Here is a 24,387-nt window from a genome sequence, read left to right on the forward strand (position 1 = left end):
CCGATTTCCGACTGGCAAAGGCAGGATGCTTAACCATGCGCTTCAGCGAACTGATGGCAGTGCTCTCTACCCGTGCGATCCGACTTCAGCGCGATGATCAGGACCTCATCGTCGACGGTGACGACGACAGCCTCGACGATTCCCTGTGGGATGCACTGGCCGCGCATAAGCCGGCGCTGCTGGAGATGCTCTCCACCCATGACGACGACTGGTTGAGCCCGGCGTTCAAGATCACCCCGGCCATGCTGCCGTTGGTGGCGTTGGACCAGCCTTCCATCGACCGCATCGTCGCCAGCATCCCGGGTGGTGCTGCCAACGTGCAGGACATCTATCCTCTGGCGCCGCTGCAGGAGGGCATGCTTTACCATCACCTGCGCGCCGAAGCCGGCGATCCCTACCTGTTGCAGGCCCAACTGCGCTTTGCCGACCCGGCACACCTGGAGGCCTTCGCCCAGGCCCTGGACTGGGTGATCGAGCGTCACGACATCTTGCGTACCTCACTGTTCTGGGAGCGCCTGGACGAGCCGCTGCAGGTGGTCTGGCGGCGTGCGCCGCTGCACCGTGAAGCGCTGCAACTGGCCGGTCAGGGCGAGCCGCTGGCGCAACTGCGCGCGCTGCACGACAGCCATCACTACCGTTTCGACCTGCGCCAGGCGCCCTTGCTGCGCCTGGTCCACGCCCAGGGCGCGGGCGCCGAAGTGGTCGCGCTGCTGCTGTTCCACCACACGGTGATGGATCACACTGGGCTGGACATCGTCCGTCGCGAGATCGCCGCCTGCCTGGCCGGCGAGGCCGAGCGCCTAGGGCCGCCAGTGCCGTTTCGCAACCTGCTGGCGCAGGCGCGCCAGGCCTTGGACGTGCCCGCCCACGAAGCCTTCTTCAAGGCCATGCTGGCCGATATCGATACGCCGACCCTGGCCTTTGGTGCGGCCGAACTCGACGACAGCCCAGTGCAGGACGCCCGCTTGACCCTGGACCGTGACCTGAGCGCGCGCCTGCGTACCCAGGCCCGGCAATTGGGCGTGAGCCCGGCGGCCATCGCTCACCTGGGCCTGGGTCGTGTGCTCGGCGCACTGTCGGGCAATGACTCGGTGGTGTTCGGCACTGTGTTGCTCGGGCGAATGGAAGCCGGCGAGGGCGGCGAGCAGGCGCTCGGCATGTTCATCAACACCTTGCCGCTGCGCATCGACGTGGGCGCGGTCAGCGTGCGTGACGCCCTGCAGGCCACCCACAGAGCCCTGACCGGTGTACTCGGCCACGAACAGGCGCCCCTGGCCCTGGCCCAGCGGTGCAGCGGCGTGGCGGCACCTGCGCCGCTGTTCAACACGGTGTTCAACTACCGGCACAGCGAGGCGGGCGACGCGGCCGATGTCATCGACATCGCGCCTGGCATCCAGGTGCTGGGCGCCGAAGAGCGCACCAACTATCCGCTGACGCTCAACCTCGATGATCTCGGCGAAGACCTGCGCATCACCGCGCTGGTCGGCTGCGGCCTGGGTGCTGCGCGTGTGGCCGGCTACCTGGGGCGTGCGCTGGAGCAGGTGGTGCAGGCCCTGGAACACGCACCGCAGGCACGGCTCGACAGCCTCGACATCCTGCCGCCGTACGAGCGCGAGCACTTGCTGCACGGCCTCAACCCGCCAGTGCCCGCGTTCGCCCAGACGCCGCTGCTGCATCAGCGCTTCGAGGCCCATGCCCGTTCGCGCCCGCAAGACACCGCCTTGATCTTCGAGCAGCAGAGCCTGAGTTACGCCGAGCTCAACGAGCGCGCCAACCAGCTCGCCCATCGCCTGATCGCACTCGGCATCGGTCTGGACGACCGCGTGGCGATCTGCGTCGAGCGTGGCCTGGGCATGCTGGTCGGCCTGCTGGGCGTGCTCAAGGCCGGCGCTGGCTACGTGCCCATCGACCCGGCCTATCCTGCCGAGCGCATCGCGTTCACCCTGAAGGACAGCGCCCCGCGCGCGGTGCTCGGCGAGCGCGACTGCCTGGCGCTGCTGGGCAGCCTCGACGCCCCGCTGATCGACCTGAATGACCCGCAACTGTCGCAACAACCCACCCACAACCCGGCACGCGCCGGTCTGCTGCCCTCGCACCTGGCCTACGTCATCTACACCTCCGGCTCCACCGGCCTGCCCAAAGGGGTGATGGTCGAGCATGGCAACATGGCCCGGCTGTTCAGCGCCACCGAGTCCTGGTTCGACTTCAACCGTCTGGATACCTGGGCGCTGTTCCACTCGTTCGCCTTCGACTTCTCGGTCTGGGAAATCTGGGGCGCGCTGGCCTACGGCGGGCGTCTGCTGATCGTGCCGCAGCGTGTCAGCCGTTCGCCGGACGAGTGTTACGCCTTGCTCTGCCGCAGCGGCGTGAGCGTACTCAACCAGACCCCCAGTGCCTTCCGTCAATTGATCGCCGCCCAGGGCCGCAGCGCGCTGCAGCATTCCCTGCGCCAGGTGATCTTCGGCGGCGAAGCGCTCGAGCCTGGGCTGCTCAAGCCGTGGTACGCGCGCATCGGCAACGCCGGCACACGCCTGGTGAACATGTACGGCATCACCGAAACCACGGTGCACGTCACCTACCGTCCTTTGCAGGCCGCCGATGCGCAACGGGTGGGCGTCAGCCCGATCGGCGAGCGCATCCCCGACCTGCAGGTGTATGTGCTGGACGCCCAGCGCCAACCCGTGCCGGTCGGGGTGGTCGGCGAGCTGTACGTGGGCGGCGCCGGTGTGGCGCGCGGCTATTTGAACCGCGAGGCGCTGAATGCCGAGCGTTTCATCGCCGATCCGTTCAACCCGGGCGGACGTTTGTACCGCACTGGTGACCTGGCACGTTGGGTCGACGATGGCAGCCTGGACTACCTCGGACGCAACGACGACCAAGTGAAGATTCGCGGTTTCCGCATCGAGCTGGGCGAGATCGAAGCGCGCCTGGCGGCGTGCCCCGGCGTGCGCGAGGCGGTGGTGATCGCTCGTCCAGACAGCGCCGGTGAGCCGCGGCTGATCGCCTACTGGCTGGCCGCCGAGGGCGCCGCGCCCGAGGCCGCCGACCTGCGTGATGGTCTGCTCCAGCACCTGGCCGACTACATGGTGCCGGCGGCCTTCGTGCAACTGGAGGCGTTTCCCCTCACCGCCAACGGCAAGCTCGACCGCAAGGCCTTGCCCGAGCCCGACGGCGACGCCTTCGCCCGGCGTGCCTTCGAGGCGCCGCACGGCGAGGTGGAGCAGCGCATCGCCGCGCTGTGGCAGGATCTGCTGGGCGTCGAGCGCATCGGCCGGCACGACAACTTCTTCGAACTGGGTGGACATTCGCTGCTGGCGGTCAAGCTGGTCGAGCGCATGCGCCAACAGGAACTGGCCGCCGACGTGCGCGTCCTGTTCGGCCAGCCGACGTTGGCCGCACTGGCAGCGGCGGTGAGTACCGAGCGGCCGACGGCGGTCCCGGTCAATCGCATTCCGGCCGGCTGCACGCATGTCGAAGCGGACATGCTCAGCCTGGCCGACCTCGACCAGCCGGCGCTGGATGCACTGATCGCCCGGCTGCCCGGTGGCGCCGCCAACGTCCAGGACATCTACGGCCTGGCGCCGCTGCAACAGGGCATCCTCTATCACCATCTGGCCAGCACCGGGGCCGACCCCTACGTCCTGCGGGCACGCTTCGCCTTCGACGAACCGGCGCACCTGCACGACTTCCTCGAGGCCTTGAACCGGGTCATCGCTCGCCATGACATCCTGCGCACCAGCCTGCACTGGGAAGGCCTGCCCGAGCCGGTTCAGGTGGTGCACCGCGAGGCGCCTCTGGTCCTGAGCGAGACGGCCGACCTGCACCGCCTGGACCTGACCCGCGCGCCGCTGATGCACCTGCTGCCGCACCGCGAAGGCGAGCGTCTGCAAGTGACCCTGCTGCTGCACCATATCCTGCTCGACCATACCGCCGTCGAGCTGCTGGTGGCCGAAGTCAGTGCTGCCTTGCAAGGCCAGCCGCTGCGGCTGGACAGCGTGCCGTACCGCAATTACGTGGCGCGTGCCCGTCTGGATGCCGATCCTGGCGCCGATGAAGCGCTGTTCCGCGAGCTGCTCGGCGATATCGACGAACCCACCGAGGTGTTCGGCCTGCGCGATGTGCAGGGCAACGGCGTCGAGGTGATCGACAGCCAGCACAGCCTCGACCCGACCGTGGCCGGGCGCCTGCGCGTCCAGGCGCGCAGCCTGGGGGTGAGCATCGCCAGCTTGGTGCATCAGGCCTGGGGGCAGGTGCTGGCGCAGCTCAGCGGTCAGTCCGAGGTGGTGTTCGGCACTGTGCTGCTCGGTCGCCTGCAAGGCGGTGCCGGCGCCGACCGCGCGCTGGGCATGTTCATCAACACCTTGCCGTTGCGCGTCAGCGTCGATGCCGTGGGCGCTGCCGAAGGCGTGCGCCGCACTCACCAACGCCTGGCTCGATTGCTGGGGCGCGAGCAGGCTTCGCTGGCGCTGGCCCAGCGTTGCAGCGGTGTACCGGCCACCCAGGCGCTGTTCACCAGCCTGCTGAATTTCCGTCATAGCACCGCCAAGGTCGCTGGCGATGGCCTGGGCTGGTCAGGCATCGAGCTGCTGGCCTCGCGTGAGCGCAGCAACTACCCGCTGGTGGTCAACGTCGATGACCTCGGCCAGGGCCTGGCCTTCACCGTGCAGGCGGTGCCGCAGGTCGATGGCGGGCAGGTCTGTGCGCTGCTGGACAGTGCCTTGAGCCAGTTGGTCGAGGCCTTGGAACAATCGCCGCAACGCCCGCTGCACGACCTCTCGTGCCTGTCTGATCAAGCCCGTGAGCAGGTGTTGCAAGGCTTCAACGCCACCGCCCGCGACTACCCACGCGATCAGCCGCTGCATGCCCTGTTCCAGGCCCGCGCTGCGCAGACCCCCGAGGCCGTGGCGGTGATCCATGGCCAGCGCCGGTGGACCTATGCCGAGCTGGCCGAGCACGCCAATCGCCTGGCTCGCCACCTGCTGGAACTGGGCGTGCGCCCCGGGCACCGGGTGGCCTTGCTGCTGCCACGTAGCGTCGACCTGCTGGCCAGTCAACTGGCGGTGAGCAGTTGCGGTGCGGTCTACGTCCCGCTGGACGCCAATGCCCCGGTCGAGCGCCAGACCTTCATGGTCCAGGACAGCCGTGCCCAAGTGCTGTTGACCCATGCCGACCAGCCCGCGCTGGGCCACGCCACCCGAGTCGAGCTCGACGCCCTGGCGCTGGACGCCTACCCGGCGCATGCCCTGGACCTCGCGGTGGACGCTGGCGCGCCGGCCTACGTCATGTACACCTCCGGCTCCACCGGCCTGCCCAAAGGCGTGCTGGTGCCCCATCGGGCCGTGGTGCGCTTGGTGATCGACAACGGCTTTGCCGACTTCCAGGCCAGCGACCGGGTGGCCTTCGCGTCCAACCCGGCTTTCGACGCCAGCACCCTGGAGGTGTGGGCACCGCTGCTCAACGGCGGCTGCGTGGTGGTCATCGATCAGCATCAGGTGCTGTCGCACCAGGCCTTGGGCCAAGCGCTGCGCGACCAGGGCGTCACCGTACTCTGGCTGACCGCCGGACTGTTCCATCAATACGCCGCCCAGTTGTTGCCGGCCTTCGTCGGGCTGCGCTACCTGATGGTCGGCGGCGATGTGCTCGATCCCCAGGTGATCGCCCAGGTGCTGCGTGACGGCGCCCCGGCACACCTGCTCAACGGCTACGGCCCAACCGAGGCCACCACCTTCACCACCACCCACGAGATACGCAGCGCGGGCGAGGGCGCGATCCCGATTGGTCGCCCGATCGGCAACACCCGCTGCTACGTGCTCGATGCCCGGCACCAGCCGCTGCCGGTGGGCGCGGTCGGCGAGCTGTACATCGGCGGCGACGGGGTCGCCCTGGGCTATCTGAACCAGCCGGCCCTGACCGCCGAACGCTTCTTCGACGACCCGTTCAGCCACGCGCCGCAGGCACGCATGTACCGCAGCGGCGACCTGGTCAGTTGGCAGGCCGACGGCACCTTGCGCTACCTGGGGCGCAACGACCAGCAGGTCAAGCTGCGCGGTTTCCGCATCGAGCTGGGTGAGATCGAAGCGCGCCTGGCGGCCTGCGCCGGGGTGCAGGACGCGGTGGTGCGGGTGCGCGAGGACACCCCAGGCGACAAACGCCTGGTGGCCTGGTTCAGCGCGGCCGGCCAGGCACCCGCCTTGGCCGAGCTGCACGCGCAACTGCAGGGGCAACTGCCCGACTACATGCTGCCCTCGGCCTATGTGCAGGTCGCGCAGTGGCCGCTGACCGCCAATGGCAAGCTCGACCGCCAGGCCCTGCCGGCACCGGACCACAGCGCTGTGGTCAGCCGCCAGTTCGTCGCGCCCCAGGGCGAGGTGGAGCGGCAACTGGCGGCGATCTGGGCCGAGGTGCTGAAGGTGGAACAGGTCGGTCGCTTCGATCATTTCTTCGAGCTCGGCGGACACTCGCTACTGGCGGTGAACCTGATCGAGCGCATGCGCGTGGCGGGCCTTGCCGCCGACGTGCGCGTGCTGTTCGCCCAGCCGACCCTGGCGGCGCTGGCCGCAGCGGTTGGCAGTGGGCGCGAGGTGCAGGTGCCGGACAACCGCGTGCCCGCCAACGCCCAGCAGATCACCCCGGCGATGCTCAGCCTGATGCAACTGGACCAGGCAGCCATCGACGCCATCGTCGCGACCGTGCCTGGGGGGGCGGCCAACGTGCAGGAGATCTACCCGCTGGCGCCGTTGCAGGAAGGCATTCTCTATCACCACCTGAGCGCCACCCAGGGCGACCCCTACCTGCTGCAATCACGCCTGGCCTTCGACAGCCTCGAACGCTTGCAGACCTGGGCGGCGGCCTTGCAGCAGGTGATCGACCGCCATGACATTCTGCGCACCTCGTTGGCATGGGAGGGCCTGGACCAGCCTGTGCAGGTGGTCTGGCGCCAGGCGTCGCTGCAGGTCAGCGAAGTGGCGTGCGAGGGCAAGGGTGCGGTGATCGATCAGTTGCAGGCGCGCTTCGATGCCCGTCAGCAGCGCCTGGACCTGGCCCGTGCGCCGCTGATGCGCCTGGTCTACAGCCACGACCCGGTCCACGGCGAAGTGGTGGCGATCCTGCTGTTCCATCACCTGGCGCTGGATCACACCGCCATGGACGTGGTCGGCGCGGAAATGCACGCGCTGCTGTGCGGCGATGCGAGCCGCCTGAGTACGCCGGTGCCGTACCGCAACTACGTGGCGCAAGCGCGCCTGGGCAATGACACGGCCGCCGCCGAGGCGTTCTTCCGCGACATGCTCGGCGATATCGACGAGCCGACCCTGCCGTTCGGCCAGCACGACGTGCAGGGCGAAGGCCACGGCATCGAAGAGGCTCACCTGACCCTGGATGCCGACCATGCGCTGCGCCTGCGTGAACAGGCGCGGTCGCTCGGCGTGAGTGCCGCGAGCCTGATGCACCTGGCCTGGGCGCGTCTGATCGGCGTGCTGGCCAACCGCAGCGAGGTGGTGTTCGGCACCGTGCTCATGGGCCGCCTGCAGGGCGGTGAAGGCGCCGACCGGGCGCTGGGGGTGTTCATCAACACCTTGCCGCTGCGCATCGACACCCAGCTCGGCGTGGCCGAGGCGGTGCGCGCCACCCATGCGCGGCTCTCGGCGCTGCTCGGCCACGAGCAGGCCTCATTGGCCCAGGGCCAGCGCTGCAGCGGCGTGCCGGCCGGGCAGCCGCTGTTCAGCGCCTTGCTCAACTACCGCCACAGCGCCGCCGACACTCCGCGTGACGGCCAGGGCATCTGGCAGGGCGTGCGCCTGCTCGGCGGTGAGGAGCGCAGCAACTATCCGTTGACCCTGAGCGTCGACGATCGCGGCGAGGGCTTCACCTTCAGCGTGCTGACCCTGGCCGAGATCGGTGCCGAGCGGGTCGCACAGTGGATGGCCAACACCGTGGCGCAACTGCTGCAAGCCCTGGAACGGGCACCGGACGTGCGCGTGGACGAACTGTCGCTGCTCGACAGTGAGGAACGCCGCCACCTGCTGGTGGATTTCAACCCGACGCCACGCGCCTATCCGCAGGACGCAACCGTCCACGCGCTGGTCGAAGCCCGCGCGGCGCAGAGCCCACAGGCCCTGGCCGTGGTGCAGGGCAGCACGACGCTGAGCGTTGAGGCACTCAACCGCGCGGCCAACCGCCTGGCCCATCACCTGATCGGACGCGGCGTAGTCCCCGGCGACCGGGTCGCCTTGTGCCTGCCGCGTACGCCGCAGCGTCTGGTGGCGCTGCTGGCGGTGCTCAAGGCCGGCGCCGCCTATGTGCCGGTGGACCCGCAGTACCCGGCCGAACGCATCGCCTACCTGCTCGAAGACAGCGCCCCGGCCCTGGTGCTAGCCGAGTCGAGTCATTCGGACCTGCCGCAGGCCGTCGCGCGCCTGGATCTGGACCGTGAGGACTTTTCCGGGGTCGCCGAGCACGACCCGAAGGTGGCCGGTCTAGACGCCTCGGCGCTAGCCTATGTGGTGTACACCTCAGGTTCCACCGGCCAGCCCAAGGGCGTGATGGTCGAGCACCGCACCCTGGCCAACCTGGTGCACTGGCATTGCGAGGCCTTCGCCGTAGAAACCGGCACCCACACCTCGAGCGTCGCCGGTTTCGGCTTCGACGCGCTGGCCTGGGAAGTCTGGCCGGCGCTGTGCGCCGGGGCGGTGCTGCACCTGCCGCCGGCTGAGGTGGCCAACGAACAGGTGGATGCCTTGCTCGACTGGTGGGCCGCGCAGCCGCTGCAGGTCAGCTTCCTGCCCACGCCGGTGGCCGAACAGGCGCTGCGCCGTCAGCGACACCCGGTGAGTCTGCGCACGCTGCTGATCGGCGGCGACCGCCTGCGTCAGTTCGAGCGCGATCCGGGCTTTGCCGTGGTCAACAACTACGGCCCCACCGAAACGACGGTGGTCGCCACCTCCGGCCAGGTGCAGGTCGGCGCGCCGCTGCACATCGGCGCGGCCATCGCCAACACCCGCGTCTACGTGCTCGATGGGCGGCGGCAACTGGTCCCCGTGGGCGCCACGGGCGAGCTGTACATTGCCGGGGCCGGCGTCGCGCGGGGCTACCTGAACCGTGCGCAGATGACTGACGAGCGCTTCCTCGCCGATCCGTTCAGCAACGAGGTCGGTGCGCGCATGTACCGCAGTGGTGACCTGGTGCGCTGGAACGCCGATGGCACCCTCGACTACCTCGGACGCAACGATGACCAGGTGAAGATTCGCGGCGTGCGCGTCGAGCTGGGCGAGATCGAAGCGGCGCTGGCCGCCCAGCCGGGCGTGGCCGATGCCGTGGTGCTGGTGCGTGGCGAGCAGTTGCTGGCGTGGTACACCGGCGATGCTTCGGCCGATGCCCTGCGTCAGGCGCTGCGTGTCAGCTTGCCCGCGCACCTGCTACCGCTGGCCTTCATGCGCCTGGAGGCATTGCCGTTGACCGCACACGGCAAGCTCGACCGCAAAGCGTTGCCTGCACCGGACCCGGCCGACCTGCCGGTGGCGGCCTACGAGGCGCCGCAGGGTGAGATCGAACAGCGCATGGCCGCGGTGTGGGCCGAGCTGCTGGGCCTGGAGCGGGTAGGGCGGCACGCCAACTTCTTCGAGCTGGGCGGCCATTCGCTGCTGGCCGTCAGTTTGATTGAGCGCCTGCGCCAGCAGGGGCTGGAGGCCGATGTCCGGCTGCTATTCAGCCAACCGAGCGTGGCGGCGCTGAGCGCAGCGCTGGGCCAGAGCCGCGAAGTGCAGGTGCCGGCCAATCGGATTGGCAACGAGTGCACGCGGATCACGCCGGACCTGCTCAGCCTGGTCGAACTGGACCAGGCCACCCTCGACCGCGTGCTGGCCAACGTGCCGGGCGGGGCGGCCAATGTGCAGGACATCTACCCCCTGGCGCCGTTGCAGGAAGGCATTCTCTACCACCATCTGAGTGCCAAGGGCGCCGATCCCTACCTGCTGCACTCGCAGCTGAGGTTCGACAGCCTGGCGCGCTTGCAGGCGTTCGCCGGTGCCTTGGCGCAGGTCATCGCCCGCCACGACATCCTGCGCACTGCCGTGCTCTGGGACGGATTGCCACAGCCGTTGCAGGTGGTCTGGCGCCATGCCGAACTGCCGCTGATCGACCTCGACGCCACGCCAGACGCGCGCTTCGACACCTTGGCCCTGGATCGACCGCCGCTGCTGCGCCTGTTGTACCGCCGCACGCCCGACGCGGTGCAGGCGCGCCTGCAGTTCCACCACCTGATCCTCGACCACACCGCGCTGGACGTGGTACGCGCCGAATTGCTCGGCTACCTACAGGGCCTGCCTGAGCCAACCGAGCCGGCGGTGCCCTACCGCAACTACGTGGCCCAGGCGCGCCTGGGCGTCAGTGAGGCCGAGCACGAAGCCTTCTTCCGCGGGCAACTGGGCGATATCGACGAGCCCACCTTGCCGTTCGGTCTGCGTGACATCCAGGCCGATGCCGGGCAGATCGAGCAGGCTCAGGTGCTGCTGGAGCCGAGCTTGAGCCTGCGCTTGCGCAGCCAGGCGCGCCAGTTGGGCGTGAGCACCGCCAGCCTGTTGCACCTGGCCTGGGCGCGTGTGTTGGGGTGCGCCACTGGCCGCGAGCGCGTGGTGTTCGGCACCGTGCTGCTGGGGCGCATGCAGGGCGGCGCTGGTAGCGGCCACGGCCTGGGCATGTTCATCAACACCTTGCCGCTGCGCCTGGACCTGGCCGGGTTGAATGTGCGTGACGGCGTGCGGGCGACCCATGCGCAGTTGAGTGCGCTGATGACCCATGAGCATGCCTCGCTGGCCCTGGCCCAGCGTTGCAGCGGTGTGCAGGCACCCTTGCCGCTGTTCAGCGCCATGCTCAACTACCGCCACAGCGCCAGCGCTGCCGAAAGCGAGCGCCAGCGTGCGGCGTGGCAGGGTATCGAGACCTTGGCCAGCGAAGAGCGTACCAACTACCCGCTGAGCCTCAATGTCGACGACCTGGGCGACGATCTGCGCCTGACCGTGCAGGTGTTGCCGGTGGTGGGTGCTGCGCGGGTGTGCGGGCAATTGCAGCAGGTGCTGGGTGAGCTGGCCGATGCCTTGGAGCAACGACCGGAATCGCCACTGGCGCAGCTTCAGGTGCTGGAGCCGCACGAGCGTCGGCGCTTGCTGGTCGAGTTCAACGACACGGCGGCGGACTACGACCTGACGCAGACGGTCCATGGCCTGTTCGAGGCGCAAGTGGTGCGTACGCCGGCGCGCATCGCCGTGCGCGCCGAACAGGCGGCACTGAGCTATGACGAACTCAACGCCGAGGCCAACCGATTGGCGCATCACCTGATGGCCCTGGGCGTCAGGCCAGACGACCGCGTGGCGATCTGCGTCGAGCGGGGGCTGTCGATGGTGGTCGGCTTGCTGGCGATTCTCAAAGCCGGCGGCGCCTACGTGCCGGTCGATCCGGACTACCCGGTCGAGCGCATCCGCCACATGCTCACCGACAGCGCGCCCACGGCAGTGCTGGGCCATGCCGCCACCCGCGCGCTGTTGGCTGAGTTCGACGTGCCGCTGCTCGACCTCGATCTGCCTATTTGGCGCGAATTGCCCTGCGACAATCCCGAGGTAGCAGGGCTGACGCCGGAACACCTGGCCTACGTGATCTACACCTCGGGCTCCACGGGCCTGCCCAAAGGCGTGATGAACGAACACCGCGGCGTGGTCAACCGCCTGCTGTGGACCCAGGACGCCTACGGCCTGGGCGCCGAAGACGTGGTGTTGCAGAAAACCCCGTTCAGCTTCGATGTGTCGGTGTGGGAGTTCTTCTGGCCGTTGCAGACCGGTGCGCAACTGGTCATGGCGCGATTTGGCGGCCACCGTGATCCGCAGTACTTGCGTCAGGTGATCGCCGAGCGCAGCGTGACCACGCTGCACTTCGTGCCCTCCATGCTCGACGTGTTCCTGGCCTTCGGCGACGCCGAACCCGCTCAGCTCAAGCGCGTGCTGTGCAGTGGCGAGGCGCTGCCGGGCAGCCTGGTGCGGCGCTTCAAGGCGCAACTGCCGAGTGTCGAGCTGCACAACCTGTACGGCCCGACCGAGGCGGCGGTGGATGTCAGCGCCTGGCACTGCGCCGAGCCGCTGGCGCAGACGCCGGACAACACGCCCATTGGCAAGCCCATCGCCAACACCACGCTGTACGTGCTCGATGCGCAAGGCCAGCCGGTACCGCAAGGCGTGGCCGGCGAGCTGTACATCGGTGGCGTGCAGGTCGCCCGTGGCTACCTGAATCGCGACGACCTGAGCGCCGAGCGCTTCATCGATGACCCGTTCGGCACTCGACCCGGCGCGCGCCTGTACCGCACCGGTGACCTGGCCCGGCATCTGGCCGACGGTACCTTGGAGTACCTGGGCCGCAATGACGATCAGGTGAAGATCCGTGGCCTGCGCATCGAGCTGGGTGAAATTCAGGCCTGTCTGACCCGTGTGCCCGGCATTCAGGAAGCCGTGGTACTGGCGGTGGATCAGCGTTTGGTCGCCTATTACACCGGTACCGTGCAGGCGCTGGACACCCTGCGCCAGACCCTCGCCAGGCAACTGCCGGCGTTCATGGTGCCAGCGCTGTTCGTGCACCTGGCAGCCTTGCCGCTGAGCCCCAACGGCAAGCTCGACCGCAAGGCGCTGCCGGCGGCCAGCGTGCCGGACGAGCGCCCCTACGAAGCGCCCGAGGGCGACACCGAGCAGTTGCTGGCGGCGCTCTGGGCCGAGTTGCTGGGCGTGCAGCAGGTGGGCCGGCACGACAACTTCTTCGAACTCGGCGGCCACTCGCTGCTGGCGGTGACCCTCACCGCGCGCCTGCGCCAGGAAGGCCTGGAGGCCGATGTGCGAGCGCTGTTCGAGCAACCGACACTGGCGGGCTATGCCGCCATCACAGACAGAATGGAGATCGTCCTGTGAGCATCAACGAACTGTTGGCCACCCTGTCGGCCAAGGATATCCAGCTGGCCCTCAAGGACGGGCAACTGGCCGTGCAGGGCAACCGCCAGGCGCTGAGCGATCCCGCGCTGGTGGCGAGCCTGCGCGAACACAAGCCGGCACTGGTCGCACTGATCGAGCGCGGCGAGTATGTCGCCCGCAGTGGCGCCGCGCCGATCCCGGCCAATGCTATCCCGGCGCACTGCACGCGGATCACGCCGGCGCTGCTCAACCTGGTCGAACTTGACCAGGCCTGCATCGACAGCCTGGTGGAATCGATTCCCGGTGGCCACGCCAACGTGCAGGATATCTACCCGTTGGCGCCGTTGCAGCAGGGCATCCTCTATCACCACGCCAGCGCCGAAGGTAGCGATCCGTACATCATGCAGTCACGCTTCGCCTTCGCCAGCCGGGGGCACCTGCTGGCGTTCGTCGAGGCCTTGCAGGCGGTGATCGACCGTCACGATATCCTGCGCACTTCGGTGCACTGGCAGGGCCTGGAGGCGCCGCTGCAGGTGGTGTGGCGCCAGGCGCGCCTGGCGGTGTGCGAGGTGGCGTCGGTCGATGAGCGCATCGACCTGACCCAGGCGCCGCTGGTGCGCCTGCTCTGTGAACCGCTGGCCGGCGATGGCCGGCTGTACGCCACGCTGCAGTTCCATCACATCGCCCTGGACCACAGCGCGTTGGAGGTGGTGCGCCATGAGATGCAGGCGGTGCTGCGCGGACAGGGTCAGTCGCTGGGCGCGCCGGTGCCGTTTCGCAACTACGTGGGCCAGGCCCTGCTGGGCGTGAGCCAGGCGCAGCACGAGGCGTTTTTCCGCGAGCAACTGGGCGACATCGCCGAGCCGACCCTGGCCTATGGGTTGCAGGACGTGCAAGGCGATGGCCGTGCGCCGCTGGAGGCCAGCCTGACGCTGCCTGTGGCGTTGTCTGCGGGCCTGCGCAGTCAGGCGCGCAGCCTTGGGGTGAGCCTGGCCAGCCTGTTCCACCTGGCCTGGGCGCGGGTGCTGGGCGGGTTGACCGGGCGCGAGGCGGTGGTGTTCGGCACGGTGCTGATGGGGCGTCTGATGGGCGCCGAGGCCAACGACCGCGCCTTGGGCATCTTCATCAATACCTTGCCGCTGCGGGTGGACCTGGGCGATGACGAGCTGATCCCGGCCATCAAGGCCACCCACAAACGCCTGACCACCCTGATGCGCCACGAGCATGCGCCGCTGGCCCTGGCCCAGCGCTGCAGTGGCGTGGATGCGCCGACGCCGTTGTTCAACGCTTTGCTCAACTACCGTCACAGCGCCCCGGTCGCCGAGGGGCAGGCGCGTTCGGCCTGGGACGGTATCGAGGTGCTGGCCAGCGAAGAACGCACCAACTACCCGCTGACGTTGAGCGTCGATGACCTGGGCCAGGACCTGCGCCTGACCTTGCTGTACAGCGCCCAGGTGCCGGGCGAGCGTGTCTGCGCCTATCTGCAAAAGACCCTGGCCAGCCTGGTGCACGCCTTGCAGCACACCCCAGAGCGGGCGGTCGGGCAACTGGACATGCTGCCCGACGCCGAGCGCGAGCACCTGCTGGAGCATTTCAATGCGCACCCTGGCGCTGAGCAAGCGTCGCTCACCGTGCACCAGCGCATCGAGCGGCAGGCGCAGGAGCACCCTGAGGCCGTGGCCGCCACCTGCGGCGACGCCACCCTGAGCTACGCCGAACTGGAGCAACGCGCCAATGGTCTGGCGCGTTGCCTGGTGGCCCTTGGCGTGCAGCCGGAGGACCGCGTCGCCATCCTCGCCCGACGCGGCCTCGATGCCCTGATCGGGCTGCTGGCCACGTTCAAGGCCGGTGCGGGCTACGTGCCGATCGACCCGGCGCACCCCGATGAGCGCATCGCCTATCTGCTCCAGGACAGCGCCCCGACCGCCGTGCTGACCTTGGGCGAGCTGCGCCCGCGCTTGGGCGCGTGCAGCCTGCCGGTGATCGAACTGGATCGCGGCAACTGGCCGTCGAGCGAGCAGGCGCCGGTGGTCGAGACGTTGAGCGTCGCTCACCTGGCCTATGTGATCTACACCTCCGGCTCCACCGGCCTGCCCAAGGGCGTGATGGTCGAGCACCGCACGCTGAACAACCTGATCGACTGGCACTGCCGCGCCTTCGACCTGTGCCACGGTCGGCACACCTCGAGTTTGGCCGGCTTCGGCTTCGACGCCATGGCCTGGGAAGTGTGGCCGGCGCTGTGTGCCGGCGCGACCCTGCACATCGCGCCGTCCAGCGAGCAGGGCGAAGACCTCGACGCCTTGCTCGCCTGGTGGCGCGGCTGCCCGCTGGATGTCAGCTTCCTGCCCACTCCGGTGGCCGAATATGCCTTCACCCATCAGCTCGACCATCCGACCTTGCGCACCCTGCTGATCGGTGGCGATCGCCTGCGTCAGTTCAATCGCCACCCCGGCTTCACGGTGGTCAACAACTATGGCCCGACCGAAACCACCGTGGTCGCCAGCTCCGGCGCGGTGACCCCTGGCGGCGTGCTGCACATCGGCGCGCCGGTTGACAATGCCCGGCTCTACGTGCTCGACGCCCACGGCCAGCCGACGCCGCTGGGCGTGGCGGGGGAGCTTTATATCGGCGGCGCCGGCGTGGCCCGCGGCTACCTGGGCCGCCCACAGATGACCGCCGAGCGCTTTCTGGACGACCCTTTCAGCCCGCAGCCGGGCGCGCGCCTGTACCGCAGCGGCGATCTGGTGCGCTGGCTGGACGACGGCACGCTGGAGTACCTCGGGCGCAACGACGATCAGGTGAAGATCCGTGGCGTGCGCATCGAGCTGGGCGAGATCGAGGGTCGTCTGGCGCTGCTGCCAGGGATCAACGAGGCCGTGGTGCTGGCCCGCGAAGACCGTCCGGGGCAGCCGCGCCTGGTGGCGTATTTCACTGGCCAGGACGCCGTCGAAGTGGCCAGCCCCGCGCAGTTGCGCGCCCAGTTGCAGGCCCATCTGCCCGACGCCATGGTACCGGTGGCCTTCGTGCGGCTGGCGGCGCTGCCGCTGACGGCCAATGGCAAGCTCGACCGTCGTGCGCTGCCGGCACCCAGCCGCGCCGACCTGTTCGAGCGCCGCTACGAGGCGCCCCAGGGCGAGCTGGAACAGACCCTGGCCCAGCTCTGGCAAGGCTTGCTGCAGGTGGAACGGGTGGGACGGCACGATCACTTCTTCGAGTTGGGCGGGCACTCGCTGCTTGCCATGCGCTTGGTGGCGCAGGTGCGCCAACGCCTGGGCGTGGAGCTGGCGCTGGGCAGCCTGTTCGCCCAGGCCGAGCTGTCGGCGATGGCCGAGGTGGTGGCCACGGCGGCGCGCAGTGAGTTGCCGGCGGTGCTGGCGGTGTCCCGCGAGCAGCCGCTGCCGTTGTCGTTCGCCCAGCAGCGGCTGTGGTTCCTGGCGCAGATGAACGGTGCCAGCCAGGCCTACAACATCGCCCTGGCGCTGGAGTTGCGTGGCGACTTGGACAGCGCCGCGCTGGCGCAGGCGTTGGCCCTGATCGTCCAGCGACATGAGACGTTGCGCAGCCAGTTCTTCGCCGTCGAAGGCGAGCCGTGGGTGCGGGTCACCGAACAGCGCCTGGTGGTGCAGCGCGAAACCCTGGCGGCCGACGCCGACGAGCAGTTCGTGCGGCAACGGATCCGCGACGAAGCGGCGCAGCCGTTCGACCTGGCTCAGGATCTGCCGCTGCGCGCCCGCGTGTTGCAGATCGAACCGACCCGGCATGTGCTCTTGTTGACCGTGCACCATATCGTCGCCGATGGCTGGTCGATGGGCGTGCTCACCCGTGAGCTGAGCGCGCTGTATTCGGCCCTGCGCGAGGGTCGGCCGGCGCTGCTCGAACCCCTGTCGATCCAGTACGGCGATTACGCCGTGTGGCAGCGCCGTTGGTTGCAGGGCGAGGCGTTGCAGTGCCAGGGGGCGTTCTGGCAGGAAACGCTGTCCGGTGCCCCGGCGCTGCTGAGCCTGCCCACCGACCGACCGCGCCCGGCGCGTCAGGACTACGCCGGCGCCAGCCTGGAGATCCAGCTGGACCCACGCCTGGCGCAGGACCTCAAGGCGCTGTGTCAGCGCCAGCAGGTCACGCCGTTCATGCTGTTCATGGGCGCCTGGGCGGTGCTGCTGGGGCGCCTGTCAGGGCAGACCGACGTGGTGATCGGCACCCCGGTGGCCGGCCGTCGCCAGGCCGAGGTGGAAGGCCTGATCGGCCTGTTCGTCAACTCCCTGGCCATCCGCCTGGACCTGGAAGACGCCCCGGACGTGGCCACTTTGCTGGCGCGGGTCAAGGCGCAGGTGCTGGCGGCCCAGGCCCATCAGGACCTGCCGTTCGAGCAGGTGGTGGACCTGCTCAAGCCGCCGCGCAGCCTGGCCCATACCCCGCTGTACCAGGTGTCGCTGGAATGGCAGGGCGGGCATGACTACGCCACCGGGCTGGAGGGCTTGAGCCTGCGCAACCTGGGGCAGGGCACCGATTTCGCCAAGTTCGACCTGAGCCTGAGCCTGGGCGAAACGGCGCACGGTTTCAGCGGTGCGCTGAGCTATGCGACGGCGCTGTTCGACCGGCAGACCATCGAGCGCTACAGCGGCTATCTGCAACAACTGCTGTGGGCCATGGCCGCTAGCGACGGGGCGGTGTTGTCTCAGGTGGTGTTGCCGGATGCGGTGGAGCGTCGGCGCTTGCTGGTCGAGTTCAACGACACGGCGGTGGACTACGACCTAGCGCAGACGGTCCATGGCCTGTTCGAGGCGCAAGTGGTGCGCACGCCGGCGCGCATTGCCGTGCGCGCCGAACAGGCTGCACTGAGCTATGACGAACTCAACGCCGAGGCCAACCGATTGGCGCATCACCTGATGGCCCTGGGCGTCAGACCGGACGACCGCGTGGCGATCTGCGTGGAGCGGGGGTTGTCGATGGTGGTCGGCTTGCTGGCGATTCTCAAAGCCGGCGGCGCCTACGTGCCGGTCGATCCGGACTACCCGGTCGAGCGCATCCGCCACATGCTCACCGACAGCGCGCCCACGGCAGTGCTGGGCCATGCTGCCACCCGCGCGCTGTTGGCTGAATTCGATGTGCCGCTGCTCGACCTCGATCTGCCTATTTGGCGCGAGTTGCCCTGCGACAATCCCGAGGTAGCAGGGCTGACGCCGGAACACCTGGCCTACGTGATCTACACCTCGGGCTCCACGGGCCTGCCCAAAGGCGTGATGAACGAACACCGCGGCGTGGTCAACCGTCTGCTGTGGACCCAGGACGCCTACGGCCTGGGCGCCGAAGACGTGGTGTTACAGAAAACCCCGTTCAGCTTCGATGTGTCGGTGTGGGAGTTCTTCTGGCCGTTGCAGACCGGTGCGCAACTGGTCATGGCGCGATTTGGCGGCCACCGTGATCCGCAGTACTTGCGTCAGGTGATCGCCGAGCGCAGCGTGACCACGCTGCACTTCGTGCCCTCCATGCTCGACGTGTTCCTGGCCTTCGGCGACGCCGAACCCGCTCAGCTCAAGCGCGTGCTGTGCAGTGGCGAGGCGCTGCCGGGCAGCCTGGTGCGGCGCTTCAAGGCGCAACTGCCGAGTGTCGAGCTGCACAACCTGTACGGCCCGACCGAGGCGGCGGTGGATGTCAGCGCCTGGCACTGCGCCGAGCCGCTGGCGCAGACGCCGGACAACACGCCCATTGGCAAGCCCATCGCCAACACCACGCTGTACGTGCTCGATGCGCAAGGCCAGCCGGTACCGCAAGGCGTGGCCGGCGAGCTGTACATCGGTGGCGTGCAGGTCGCCCGTGGCTACCTGAATCGCGACGACCTGAGCGCTGAACGCTTCATCGATGACCCGTTCGGCACTCGACCCGGCGCGCGCCTGTACCGCACCGGTGACCTGGCCCGGCATCTGGCCGACGGCACCCTGGAGTACCTGGGCCGCAATGACGACCAGGTGAAGATCCGTGGGTTGCGCATCGAACTGGGCGAGATCCAGGCGTGTCTGACCCGTGTCGAGGGCGTCCAGGAGGCGGCCGTGCTGGCGCTGGACGTGCCGCCTTCGGGCAAGCGTCTGGTGGCCTACTACACCGGCGTCGAGCAGGACACCCAGGCGCTGCGCTCCGCGCTGTTGGGGCAACTCCCGGAGTTCATGGTGCCGGCGCAGTTCCTGCACCTGACGCGCCTGCCGTTGAGCCCCAACGGCAAGCTCGACCGCAAGGCGCTGCCGCAGCCCAAGGTCGAAGCCTTGCAGCAACAGGCCTATCACGCCCCGCAAGGGGCTGAAGAAACCCTGGTCGCTGAGCTGTGCGGTCAGTTGCTGGGGCTGGAACGTGTGGGGCGGCACGACAATTTCTTTACGCTGGGGGGCCATTCGCTGCTGGCGGTAACGCTGGTCGCCCGCTTGCGCGCGCGCGGCCTGGCGCTGGATATCCAGGCCCTGTTCAGCGCGCCGGACCTGGCGGCGCTGGCCGCCACGCTGCAGCCGCTGGAGCAGGTGCAGGTACCGGCCAACCGCATCGCCGCCGACTGCACCCGTATCACCCCGGAACTGCTGCCTTTGGTCACCCTGGAGCAGGAGGCGATCGAGCGGATCGTCGCCCAGGTCGAGGGTGGCTGCGCCAATGTCCAGGACATCTACCCACTGGGACCGCTGCAGACCGGCATGCTCTTCCATCACTTGGCCCACGAGGGAGAAGCGGCCTATGTGTTGCAGGCCGACTTCCGCCTGGCCGACCGCAGTCGTCTGCAACGTCTGCACCAGGCCCTGGATCACGTGATCGCGCGGCACGACAGCCTGCGCAGTGCATTCCACTGGCAGGGCCTGGCCGAGCCGGTGCAGGTGGTCTGGCGCCACGCGCCGCTGCAGGTGGTGCAGGCGGGGGATATCGCCGATGTCCGCCAATTCGACCTGGGCCGGGCGCCACTGCTGCGCCTGCTGCACCGCACCGACCCGGACAGCGGGCGGATCGAAGCGAGCCTGCTGTTCCATCACCTGGTCATGGACCATGTGGCCCTGGCACTGCTGCGCAGCGAGCTGCAAGCCTGTCTGCTCGACCAGGCTCAGCAACTGCCGGCGGCTGTGCCCTATCGCAACTACATCGCCCAGTTGCAGCACAGCCACGATCCGGCACGCGCCGAGGCGTTCTTCCGTGAGCAACTGGCAGACATCGACGAACCGACCCTGGCCTATGGCGGCCACGCCCGCCCGCACTTGGACGCCGTGACCGAGCACCATCAGCGACTGGACGCTGCGTTGAGTCGCCGGGTCCGTGAGCTGGCGCGCCAGCAGGGCGTCAGCGCCGCCAGCCTGATGCACCTGGCCTGGGCCCAGGTGCTCGGGCAATTGAGCGGGCGCGACAGCGTGGTGTTCGGCACCGTGCTGCTGGGACGGCTGCGCGGTGGCGAAGGGGCCGAGCGCGGCTTGGGCGTGTACATCAACACTTTGCCGCTGCGCCTGGACTTGGCCGGGCAATCGGCCCAGGCCGCGTTGCAGCAGGCCCATGCCCGTTTGACCGGGCTGCTCGCCCACGAGCAGGCGCCGCTGGCCCTGGCCCAGCGCTGCAGTGCGCTGCCCAACGGCGCGCCGCTGTTCAGTGCGTTGCTCAATTACCGGCATGGCAACCCGGCCGGCGCACACGATGACGAACGCGCGGCCTGGGACGGCATCGAGGTGGTGCAGGCGCAGGAGCGCAGCAACTATCCGCTGGCGCTGAGCATCGACGACCTTGGCGAAGGCTTCAGCCTGACGGCGCAGACCGAGCCCGGTATCGATGCGCGGCGCCTCTGCGGCTATCTGCAGCAGGGGCTCGAGGCGCTATTGCAGGCGCTGGAAGGCGAGCGCCAGGCGGGGCTGGAACAGCTTTCGGTGGTGCCTGCCGACGAAGCGCAACGCCTGCGCGAACGCTTCAATGCCAGCGAACGCCGCTACCCCCGTGACCTGGCAGTGCACCGCCTGTTCGAGCAGCAGGTGGCGCGCCATCCGCTGGCCGTGGCGGCGCGCGAGCAGGACCGCAGCCTGACCTATGCCGAACTCAACGCCCAGGCCAATCGCCTGGCCCATTACCTGATCGAACAGGGCGTGGCGCCGGGTGACCACGTCGCGCTGCTGTTGCCGCGTTCGCTGGAACTGCTGCAAGCGCAGTTGGCCGTGGCCAAATGCGGCGCCGCCTATGTGCCGCTGGACATCCAGGCGCCCGCCGAGCGCCAGGGCTACATGGTGCAGGACTGCCAGGCCGTGGCGCTGATCTGTGCCAGCGACGCGCGCCTGGGCTACCGGGCCCGGCGCATCGACCTCGACCGGCTGGACCTTTCCGGCCAGCCGGAGCACAACCCCGGTCTGGCCCAGGGCGGCGACAGCGTGGCCTATGTGATGTACACCTCCGGTTCCACCGGGGCGCCGAAGGGCGTGCGCGTGGCCAATCGCGGCATCGCCCGCCTGGTGCTCGACGACGGCTACGCCGATTTCAGCGCCCAGGACCGTATGGCCTTCGCCGCCAACCCGGCCTTCGATGCCAGCACCGTGGAGGTCTGGGGCGCCTTGCTCAACGGCGGCCAGGTGCTGGTGATCGACCCGGACACGCTGCTCGACCCCGTGCGCCTGGGGCGTGCGCTGGACGAGGGTGGAGCGACGGTGATGTTCGTCACCACCGCGCTGTTCAACCAGTACGTGCAGATGATCCCGCAGGTGCTGGCTGGGCTGCGGGTGCTGATGTGTGGTGGCGAGCGCGCCGACCCCGAGGCCTTCCGCAGCCTCTTGGCCCAGGCCCCGGCGTTGCGCCTGGTGCACTGCTACGGCCCCACCGAGACCACCACCTACGCCACCGCCGGACAGATCCGCGAGCTGCCGGCAGAGGCCGAGCAGGTGCCCATCGGCACGCCCATCGGCGGCACCCAGGTGTACGTGCTGGATGCCTATCTGCGCCCCGTACCACTGGGCGCGGTGGGCGAGTTGTACATCGGCGGCGACGGCGTGGCGCTGGGCTACCTGAACCGCCCCGAGCTCACCGCCGAACGCTTCCTCGACGATCCCTTCAGCGCGCGGCCTGGCGCGCGGCTGTACCGCACCGGCGATCTGGGCCGTTGGCGCGACGACGGCCAACTCGAATGCCTGGGGCGCAACGACGATCAGGTGAAGATCCGTGGCTTGCGCATCGAACTGGGCGAGATCGAACACCACCTGGCCCAGTGCCCCGGCATCAACGAGGTGGTGGTCATGGCGCAGGGGCTTGCCCCGGGCCAATCGGCGCGTCTGGTCGCCTGGTTTACGGTCCAGGACCCGAGCCTGGAGGTCGGCACTGCGCGCAGTTGGCTGCAGGCGCGTTTGCCCGCCTACATGCTGCCCTCGGCCTGGCTGCGGCTCGATGCGCTGCCTCTCACCAACAACGGCAAGATCGACCGCAAGGCGTTGCCGCAGCCTTCGCCCCAGGACCTGCTGGAGAGCCTGTACCAGGCACCGGCCACGGCGCTGGAGCGGCAGTTGGCCGCGCTGTGGGCGCCGGTGCTGGAGGTCGAGCGGGTGGGGCGGCATGACAGTTTCTTCGACCTGGGCGGCCACTCGCTGTTGGCGATCCGCCTGATCGGCCTGCTGCGCGAGCAGGGGCTGACGGTGTCGCTGGCCGAGCTGTTCCAGCACCCCAGCGTGGCCGCCCTGGCGCAGCACCTGGACAGCGGCGAAGGCGCAAACGTCGAGGCCTTGGTCTGCGTGCGTGCCGAGGGCCGCGAGCCTGCGCTGTTCCTGATTCACGAATTCAGCGGCATGGACTTCTACTTCCCGGTGCTGGGCCGCGCCCTGGACGGCGACTTCCCGATCTACGGCGTGCCGGGCCTGGCCTTGGGCCAGGCCCAGCCCGACACGCTGGAAGCCTTGGCCCGCGCGCAGGTCGAGCGCATCCGCCAGGTGCAGCCGCAGGGGCCGTACCGCCTGGCTGGCTGGTCCTTCGGCGGCCTGCTGGCCTATGAGATCGCCGCGCAACTGCTCGGGGCCGACCAGCCCGTCGAGTTTCTGGGCCTGATTGACACCTGGCAGCCGCGCTGGGTGGACCAGGGCAAGGCGCGCTGGCAGGGGGCACGGGTGCTGCAACGGCAGTTGCTGCTGCATTGCGCCGGCTACTGGCAGGGGCAGGGCGCCGAGGGCGCCGCGCAGTTGGCCCAGGTACAGGCGCTGGATGACGGGCAGGCGTCGTTCGCCGTGTTGCTGACGGCCTGCCGCGAGCAAGGCTTGCTCTATCCCGAGCTGGCCACGGCCGACGATGAGCAATTGCAGTGGTTCTTCGAACGCGAACTGGCCCACGCCCACGCTATGGCGCATTACCGTCCCGAAGCCTTGGGGATCGCCATCCATCTGTTCCAGGCCTGCGACAGCCGCCACCACCACGGCGACGTGGCGCACCTGGGCTGGGACCGTACGGTGCCGGCGGGCCAGTTGCGCTGTATCGAAGTGCCGGGCGATCACCTGAGCATGATGCAGGCGCCGCACGTGCAGGCGCTCGGCTGCGCGCTGGGCGAAGCCTTGCAGGCCGCCCGTGGCGGCGAGGGTGCGCCATGGGCCGATTTCCAGCCGCTGGTAGCGATCCAGAGCGGGCAGGGTGGATACGCCCCGGTGTTCTGCCTGCCGGGTGCGGGCGACAGCGTCACCCGCTTCATCGGCCTGGCCGAAGCGCTGGGCAGCGAGTGGCCGGTGTACGGTCTGCAATCGCGCGGGCTGGACGCTGCCGCCCCGCCGCACAGCAGCATCGAGGCGGCGGCAGCCTGTCATGTGCGGGCCATCGAGGCGCTGCATCCGCATGGGCCGCTGAACCTGGTCGGGCATTCGTTCGGCGGCTGGGTGGCGCATGCCGTGGCGGTGCGTTTGCAGGCACAGGGGCGCGAGGTGCGCTCGCTGACCCTGATCGACAGCGAAGCGCCTGGCAGCGACAGCGTCTGTGGTCGGCCTTACACCGCCACGGCGGCGCTGCAACGGCTGATCGAGTCGCTGCAACTGTCCAGCGGGCGCGACTTGCAGCTCGACCGCGATGCCTTCGCCGCACTGGACGACGCGCAGCAACTGTCGACCTTGCACCAGGCCATGGTGCGGGTCGGCCTGATGCCCGCGCGGTCTTCGCTGCAGGCTCTGCAGGGCATCGCCCGCACGTTCGCCAGCGCGCTGCGCACCCCGTACCTGGCGCCGGGTGTCTACAGCGGCCCGGTGAGCCTGGTGCTGGTGGCCGACGCGACCCTGGATGCCGCCGGCAACCAGCGCGAGCAGGCCGCCATGCAGGCCGGCTGGCAGCGTGTACTGCCGCAATTGACACTATGGCACGGCCCGGGCAACCACTACAGCATCCTCAAGACGCCCGAGGTATTCAGCCTGGCGGCCTGGTGGCATGACGGTCAGCGCCTGGTACGGGTGACTCCTTGATCGCGTAGGGGCTGGGCAGCACCCACGCTGCCCAGTCCCAC

At 69.1% G+C, this 24,387-nt stretch carries 2 protein-coding genes; both read left to right on the forward strand.

Features of this window, described 5'->3' with window-relative positions:
- Positions 1 to 35: 35 nt before the first annotated feature.
- The gene (locus tag ACK2SD_RS11060) at positions 36 to 12,938 is read left to right on the forward strand and encodes an amino acid adenylation domain-containing protein (RefSeq protein ID WP_412462129.1); all 12,903 of its coding nucleotides are present in this window, start codon (positions 36 to 38) and stop codon (positions 12,936 to 12,938) included.
- The gene (locus tag ACK2SD_RS11065) at positions 12,935 to 24,346 is read left to right on the forward strand and encodes an amino acid adenylation domain-containing protein (protein ID WP_412462130.1); all 11,412 of its coding nucleotides are present in this window, start codon (positions 12,935 to 12,937) and stop codon (positions 24,344 to 24,346) included. Before ACK2SD_RS11060 ends, ACK2SD_RS11065 begins: the two co-directional genes overlap by 4 nt.
- Positions 24,347 to 24,387: the final 41 nt, after the last annotated feature.

The organism is Pseudomonas sp. SC11, assembly GCF_047039205.1.
Classification (GTDB): Bacteria; Pseudomonadota; Gammaproteobacteria; order Pseudomonadales; family Pseudomonadaceae; genus Aquipseudomonas; species Aquipseudomonas boreofloridensis.